A 7,140-nucleotide genomic window follows, 5' to 3' on the forward strand; every position below is an offset into this window, starting at 1 on the left:
CCGCGCCGTACTCAAGCAGCTGAAGGCGAAGAAAGAGGTGGCCCATGCCTGAGCACAACCCGTTGAACGCGATCGCCGGCTACGCCGAGGCCTTCGCCGCCAAGCTGGCGCTGGAGGAGGGTGGCAGCGACTTCCAGGAAGACCGACTGGTTCGAGCTGAACAATGCGCGTCTCCAGATGACGCCCTGGTCGCGGCCTTCGGTCGAGATCGCGGTGGCAAGCCAGGTCTCGCCCACGGGCGCCACGGCGGCCGGCCGCCATGGCCTCTCGCTTCTCTCTATCGGCGCGACATCCGCCGGTGGCTTCAACGCGCTCTCGACCAACTGGGCGATTTGCGAGGACACGGCGAAGGACAACGGCCAGACGGTCGACAGGTCCGGCTGGCGTCTCGTCGGCCCGGTGCATATCGCCGAGACGCGCGAGAAGGCGCGCGAGAACGTCCGCTTCGGCCTCGAACAGTGGCTCTATTATTTCCGCGAAGTGGCGGCTCTGCCGCTCGCGCCGACCGACGGCTCCGATCCCGTCGACGCGCTCATCGCCTCCGGCATGGCCGTCATCGGCACGCCGGACGATGCCATCGCGCAGATCGAGCGCCTGCTGCAGCAGTCGGGCGGCTTCGGCTGCTTCATGCAGCTCGCACATAACTGGGCGAACTGGGAAAACACCAAGCGCTCCTACGAGCTGATGGCGCGTTACGTCTTCCCGAAATTCCAGAACCTGAACGACAACCGCGATATCTCGCTCAACTGGGCGAAGGACAATCGCGAAAGCTTCATGGGGCAGGCGATGATGGCTGTCGGCGCCCGCGTCGCCCAGCATGTCGAGAAGAAGGGCACGGAAAACATCCGCCCCGAAATCCTCGCCGCCATGGGCCTCGACAAGAAAAAAGACGCCGCGCAGTAAGCTCGAACCCCTGTCCTGGCCCTCCCCCCTTGAGGGGGAGGGTTGGGAGGGGGGTAGGCTCAGGAAAGAGTCTTTCGAAGAAGCCCCCCACCCGAACGGCTTCGCCGTTCGACCTCCCCCTCAAGGGGGGAGGTGAATTCAGAGCCTGATCTCGCCGCCGCAAATGCGTTCATGGAGGCCGGGGTCGACCGGCACGAAATGGCCGTCGACGGGGGAGCGGAAATAGATCGGATCCTTGATCTCTTTCGGGTCGAAACCTTCCTTGACGAGTTCGACCTTGCGCTGCTTGAAGGTGCCCGTGATTTCCATGCCGTCGCTCAGACGCACAAAGAGCGGGCGCGCATATTCCGGCAACTCCTTGTCGAGATGCACACGGAATTTTTCGAGATCGAAATTGCCGTCGGCGACGATGGACGCCATACCGGCGCGGCCGTCGGCGCCGGGCACATGGACACCATAGACATTGGCTTCCTGCACACCCGGGAAAACGGAAATCGCTTCCGAGACTTCCGCCGTCGAGACGTTCTCGCCCTTCCAGCGGAAGGTGTCGCCGATGCGGTCGACGAAATAGAAATAGCCGAGCTTGTCCTGACGCAAGAGATCGCCGGTGCGGAACCAGGCGTCGCCCTTCTCGAAGACGTCGCGGAGGATTTTCTTCTCGGTCTCTTCCTTCTTGGCATAACCGTCGAAGCGACCGGTCGGCGTGTTCGGATCGTTCGAGATCTTGCCGATCGCCTCGCCGGCCTCGCCCGGCTCGCATTTGATGCAGAAGCCGTCGGCACCGCGCACCACCGTCTCGGTTTCGAGATCGAAGCGCACGAGTTCGACGTTGAAGCGCTTCTTCGCCCAGCCCGGAATGCGGCCGACGGAACCGACGGTGCCGTCGTAATTCATCAACGCGACATTGCCTTCCGTCGCGCCGTAGAATTCGAGGATGTTCGGCACCTTGAAGCGCTTCTGGAAGCCCGGCCAGATTTCCGGGCGGAGCCCGTTGCCGATGGCGAGACGGATCTTGTGCTTGTTCTCTTTCGGCTGCTTCTCCGTGTTGAGGAGGTAGCGGCAGAGCTCGCCGATATACTGGAACATCGTCGCGTTGTACTTGCGGCAGTCGGAGAAGAATTCGCGCGCCGAAAATTTGCGCCGGATGATGATCGAGCCGCCGACCGTCAGCGTCGTGCCGACCGCGACGACGCCGCCCGCCGAGTGGTAGAGCGGCAGCGCGATATACATGCGATCCTTCTCGCCGGCGTTCGCCGCCGCCGAGAAGCCGGTCATCATGGTGAGGACGCGCGCATGCGGCAACCGCGCGGCCTTGGGATTGCCGGTCGTGCCGCTCGTATAGATGAAGAGCGCGTCGTCGTTGAGCGTCAGGTCCTTGCGCGTTCCCGCCGGCAGCGGGTCGCCCGATTGCTGCGCAAGCGCGGCATCGAGATTTTGCATGCCCTGCACGGGCGCGCCCGTGGTCCAGACGGTGAAGGGGTGCTCAAGCTGGTCGACGGCGGTCGCGTAGGAATTCGCGAGTTCCGATCCGAGCACCAGATGCCGCGCGCCGGAAATGTTGAGGCTGTGCGCGAGCGGTCCCTTGACGAGATTGGTGTTGATGAGCGCGGCCGCCGCGCCGGCCTTCAGGATGCCGATCCAGGCGATCACATATTCCGCCCGGTTCTCCATCATCAGAGCAATGACGTCGCCCTTGCCGGCCCCTTGCGCCAGCACCCAGCGCGCATAGCGGCTCGCGGCCTGGTCAAGCTCGCGATAGGTGATCTTGCGATCCTCGAAATAGATCGCGATGTTGTTCGGCTTGCTCCGTGCAAGTTCCTCGATCGTATCGGCGAAGGTCTTGCTCGGCGTCTTGTAGATGTCGCCGAGCCGCTTCAGCGTCCTGAGCGCCGCCCGGACATAAACGATCTCGTTTCTAATCCGCCTGAAAAGGCCCATTCCTCGCTCCAGTTTCCCCAGCGTTTATGCCGCGTTCCGATGTTGAGCCTGTTATGCCCGGCAAGCCGCCGCGCGGTCAAGGAAAGCCGGAAAACAAGGGAAATACCGATTGGCGGGGTGACAGAATGGACCGCAGACGCCATGATCCGCCGGCTTTTTTAGGAGATCACCGCGAATGGGCGGCGCCCAGGAAAACCAGCCAGACGAAGGCGAAGTGCTGCTCGACGTGATGGGGCAGAAATGCCCCTTGCCGGTGCTGCGCACAAAAAAGCGGCTCGCGAGGCTTGAGCCCGGAAGGCTGCTCCGCGTTTTCACGACCGACCCCGTGTCGCGCATCGACCTGCCGCATTTCTGCGCCGAGGAAGGCCATGAACTCGTTGAAACCCGCGACCGGGGCACATGGATCGAGTTCCTGATCCGGCGCGGCCCGGAGGCCGCCGGCTAACCCAGAAATTCCTCGGCGAGGATCGCGTAGAGATATTCGTCGCGCCAATGGTCCTGAATGAGCCGCGACTGGCGAAAGGCGCCCTCGCGGCGCATGCCGAGTTTCTCCATGACGCGGGCGGACGCCCTGTTGCGCTGGTCGCAGCTCGCGACGATGCGCCGGAGTCCGAGCTCAAGAAACCCGGCTTCGAGGAGCGCACGCGCCGCCTCTTCCGCAAGCCCATGTCCCCAGTAATCGGGATGCAGCACATAGCCGAGATCGCCGGTCCGGCTTTCCCAGTCGGTGATGCGCAGGCCCGCACCACCGATGACGTGCTTCTTCGGCTTCAGGGCGATCGCGAGATCGAAAACGACGCGGGGTTTGGCGCGCTGATCCTCGATGAAACCGTCGATCGCCGCACGGCTCTGCGCCAGCGTGTTAGGGCCCCAGATCATGAAGCGGGCGACCTCGTCGAGCGACGCATAGGCGTGAACCGCCTCGACGTCGGCCTTGCGGAAATCCCGCAACTGGAGGCGCGGCGTCTCGATGGGAAGCGCCAGCGGATGCTGCACGCGGACGCGCGCCCGGAGCGTCATTTTGCCATGGCCTTGATCGCCGCCTTCTCGGCGTCGCGAAAGCCGGAGACGACGCTCTTGCCGTTCTCGAAGACGGGCCGCTTGATGAGCGTCGGATTCGCCGCCAGCAGCGTGACGACCTTGGCCTCGGTCGAGACGTCCTTCTCCGCGTCGGGCAAGCCGCGCCAGGTCGTGCTCGCCTTGTTGACGAGCTTCTCGGCGCCGACCGCCTTCACGAAGCGCGCAACATCCTCACGCGAAATGCCGTCGGCGCGAATGTCGTGAAAGCGATGGGCAATCTTCTGCTCGCCGAGCCAGGCCAGCGCCTTGCGGCAGGTGTCGCAGTTTTTCAGGCCGTAGACGGTGATCACGAGACGCCCCCGATACGCAAGAAGCCCCGGGACGAATCCCGAGGCTCCGAAATCATATCAGGACGGGCGGGATCGCAAAGCCCGATTAGGCAGCCTGCTTCATGCCCTGGCCGGTGATGGAGTCCTTCTCGCGCGCCGAGGTGATCGGCTCGACCTGCTGATAGGTCACGGGCGTGGCAACGCCGAGCTGGCGGCGCACGTCGGCGAGCGGCTGCTCAAGCAGCGCTTCCCAATCGGCGGCCGGCAACCACGAGGCCGCCTTGCCGTTGCGATAGCCTTCCCGGATCGCCTTCCAGATGCCGATGCCCGGCGCTTCCTTCGAGGCGACGCGCGCGCCCACCAGCACGATGAAGCCGATGCCGCGATTGCGCGTCTGGGCATAGGTGAAGGCAAGCAGGCAAAGCTCACCGAGGCCGTCGCGGCCATAGCCGGTGGTCACATGCCAGAGGTCGTGCGAATCCCGCATGCGGTTGCTGAAGATCTCCGCCCCTTCCGGCATTTCCTCATAGAGGCGCGGCGCTTCCTTGCTCGCCGCGACGAGACCGTCGGCGGTGAGGTTCTCTTCGGCCATGAATTCGTAATAGGTGCGGCCGAGCGTACCCACCGGCAACTTCGACAGACGCTCGCGATCATTGAGCAAAGCGATCAGGTCGCGCTTCTCCGCAACGATGCTCTTGCCCGTCGCGGTCGCCATGAATTTGTTGAACATGCGCTCGTCGGCACCGCCCGAAAGCGCATCGATGATCTTGAAGACCTGACCGGTATCTTCCTTGTCCGCAATCAGCGCACGAACGGCGCGGATGGCCTTCATCGGCTCGATCCGTTTGCGGCGGGCGCGCATCGGCGCTTGGTTCGTCACGTTTGCGGTCATCGTCATATGCGGGCTTCCTCGATGTGGCCTTGATTAGACGGCGAAAATCGCGCTTTGGTACTCCATCTAGATATTAAATACTGACACAATTGTCAATATACGACGGAAGGAATCTTTCAAGGTGAGTACCGCACCCAAAACGGACCTCTCCCCGGCCGCGCCCCCGCACAAGCCCGCCGCAAAACGCGTCCGCCGCTCGGCCGAGGAGGCACGACGGCTCATTCTGGATGCCGCCGAGGAGCGGCTGGCGACGCAAGGTCCGGAAGGCATCCGGCTTCAGGACATCGCCCGCGACGTCGGCATTTCGCATCCGGCGATCCTGCATCACTTCGAGAGCCGGGAGGGCCTGGTGCGTACGCTGATCGCGCGCACCTCCTCGCAATTTCGCGAGAAGATGCTTTCGGCCCTCCAGGGCAAGAATGGCGACCAGCTCGAGGCGGACGAACTCATCGAGAATGTCTTCGAGGCGCTGAGCGACCGCGGCACGGCGCGGCTCCTCTCCTGGATGATGCTGACGGGACGCCTTGTCGAAGCCGACGGCTCGCGCGCATTGATGACGGAGATCGCGACGGCGCTTCACAGCCATCGCGTGAGGGAAGCGGCTGAACGGAACGCCCCGACGCCGGATCAGGAAGACACGATGTTCATGGCCATGCTGACGGCGAACGCGGCCTTCGGCGACGCGATCATCGGCCGTCACCTCGCGGAGGAAGCCGGCCTCGACCATGACGGCGTCATCCGCTTCCGCCGCTGGTTTGCGCGCCTGCTGAGCGAGCATGTCGAGCGCTGCGGTCCGCGCAAGAGCTGAAACCGGACCGATCATGTTGTCGCTGCGCTCTATTCTTCTTCCGGTCGCCTTCTGCGGATATCTCCTTGCCTCCTCCCCGGCAATCGCCGCGGCAACGCCGCCGTCCCAGCCCGCCAGCGGCCCCGGCGGAGCCCAATATGCGCATGCGGCGGTGGAAGAAAGGGAGGCCGGCGAAGGAGCGACGGCCTACACGATCTTTCTACCCGCATCGCCGAGGCCGGCCGAGGCTCCCGTGGTCGTCTTCACGCATGGATGGGGCGCGACCGACCCCGGCACCTATCGCGGCTGGATCGACCATATCGTCCGGCGCGGCAACATCGTGATCTTTCCCCGCTATCAGAATAACCTGCGGACGCCGACGGCCGACTTCACCCCGAACGCCGTCGCGGCGGTGAAGAATGCCCTGTCGCGCCTTTCCTCCGATGTATTCGGGATCAAGCCGCGCCTCGACCGCGTGGCCTATCTCGGGCACTCGGTCGGCGGCCTGCTGGCCGCGAACCTCGCCGCGCTGGCCGCGAGGGAGGGATTACCGCCACCCCGCGCCGTGATGTGCACGGAGCCCGGCAAGACGACGGGACCGGAACGCGCACGGGTTGCCCTTGCCGATCTCGGCAGTATCCCGGCGGGCACGCTGCTCCTCGCGATCGCGGGCGATGCCGACCGGATGGTCGGCGACGGCGACGCCCGGCGCATATTCGCCGAAACGACGAATATCCGTCCGGCCGACAAGAACTTCATATTGATGAGAAGCGACGATCACGGCACGCCGCCTCTCGTCGCCGACCACAGGGCGCCCACGGCACCTTCCGGCGAGGCCGGACGAGCGCCGGAACGCCAGGGTCCGTTCGGCGGTCGCCTTCGCGAACGACTGGAGGCGCGCCGGAATGCGGACGAACGCTCGTCCTCGCCGAGGACGGGCCCCGATGCCCTCGACTGGTACGGCACATGGAAGCTCTTCGACGCGCTGACCGACGCGGCCTTCTACGGGCGCAACCGTCAATATGCGCTCGGGAACACCGGTGAGCAGCGTTTCATGGGTGTGTGGAGCGACGGCCAGCCCGTCCGGGACCTCGCGGTCACGCTTGCGCCGTGAAAGCTGTCGATTGGTGCCCCTGGCCGGACTCGAACCAGCACGCCCGTGAAGGCAACAGATTTTGAGTCTGCCGCGTCTACCATTCCGCCACAGGGGCTCGCCATGCGAGGGGCGCATGATAGTCGGCGGCTCGATCCGATCAAACGAAATGTGTCGG

Annotated in this window: 8 protein-coding genes and 1 tRNA gene; 4 read left to right on the forward strand and 5 right to left on the reverse strand. The window is 64.4% G+C overall.

The genetic code is table 11. From position 1 onward, the window contains the following. Positions 1-120: 120 nt before the first annotated feature. Positions 121-903 carry a hypothetical protein gene (locus VMR03_RS04245; RefSeq protein ID WP_325402605.1) on the forward strand — a complete coding sequence of 261 codons (783 nt, stop codon included), beginning with the start codon at positions 121-123 and terminating at the stop codon, positions 901-903. Between the two features lie 138 nt (positions 904-1,041). Here VMR03_RS04245 and VMR03_RS04250 read toward each other — a convergent pair whose 3' ends face one another. Beyond that, a complete protein-coding gene (locus tag VMR03_RS04250; RefSeq protein ID WP_325402607.1) occupies positions 1,042-2,841 on the reverse strand; it encodes a long-chain-acyl-CoA synthetase in 1,800 nt (599 codons plus the stop codon). A 175-nt stretch (positions 2,842-3,016) separates the two neighbouring features. Here VMR03_RS04250 and VMR03_RS04255 point away from each other — a divergent pair, with 175 nt between their 5' ends. Further along, positions 3,017-3,286 carry a sulfurtransferase TusA family protein gene (locus VMR03_RS04255; protein ID WP_325402609.1) on the forward strand — a complete coding sequence of 90 codons (270 nt, stop codon included), beginning with the start codon at positions 3,017-3,019 and terminating at the stop codon, positions 3,284-3,286. Here VMR03_RS04255 and VMR03_RS04260 read toward each other — a convergent pair. The 3 genes from VMR03_RS04260 to VMR03_RS04270 form a co-directional block, all read right to left on the reverse strand. After that, positions 3,283-3,861 (reverse strand): GNAT family N-acetyltransferase, encoded by a 579-nt coding sequence (locus tag VMR03_RS04260; RefSeq protein WP_325402611.1) that lies wholly within the window; start codon positions 3,859-3,861, stop codon positions 3,283-3,285. The genes VMR03_RS04255 and VMR03_RS04260 overlap by 4 nt on opposite strands. Then, entirely contained in the window at positions 3,858-4,211 is a 354-nt protein-coding gene (locus VMR03_RS04265; protein WP_325402613.1) for a Spx/MgsR family RNA polymerase-binding regulatory protein, read from the reverse strand. The genes VMR03_RS04260 and VMR03_RS04265 overlap by 4 nt, the downstream gene beginning before the upstream one ends. A gap of 85 nt (positions 4,212-4,296) precedes the next feature. Continuing rightward, positions 4,297-5,088: a Coq4 family protein gene (locus VMR03_RS04270; protein ID WP_325402614.1), complete on the reverse strand. Its 792-nt coding sequence runs from the start codon at positions 5,086-5,088 to the stop codon at positions 4,297-4,299. 115 nt (positions 5,089-5,203) lie between these two features. Between VMR03_RS04270 and VMR03_RS04275 the strand changes: the two genes are divergently transcribed. Then, positions 5,204-5,890, forward strand: a complete 687-nt coding sequence (locus VMR03_RS04275; RefSeq protein ID WP_325402615.1) for a TetR/AcrR family transcriptional regulator — start codon at positions 5,204-5,206, stop codon at positions 5,888-5,890. Beyond that, complete coding sequence (locus VMR03_RS04280) at positions 5,859-6,983, forward strand: chlorophyllase/cutinase-like alpha/beta fold protein (protein ID WP_325402616.1); 1,125 nt, start codon at positions 5,859-5,861, stop codon at positions 6,981-6,983. The genes VMR03_RS04275 and VMR03_RS04280 overlap by 32 nt, the downstream gene beginning before the upstream one ends. Before the next feature lie 11 nt (positions 6,984-6,994). Here the strand turns inward: VMR03_RS04280 and VMR03_RS04285 are convergent. After that, a tRNA-Leu gene (locus VMR03_RS04285) sits at positions 6,995-7,080 on the reverse strand. Between the last annotated feature and the right edge of the window lie 60 nt (positions 7,081-7,140).

This window comes from Parvibaculum sp. (assembly GCF_035511255.1).
GTDB lineage: Bacteria > Pseudomonadota > Alphaproteobacteria > Parvibaculales > Parvibaculaceae > Parvibaculum.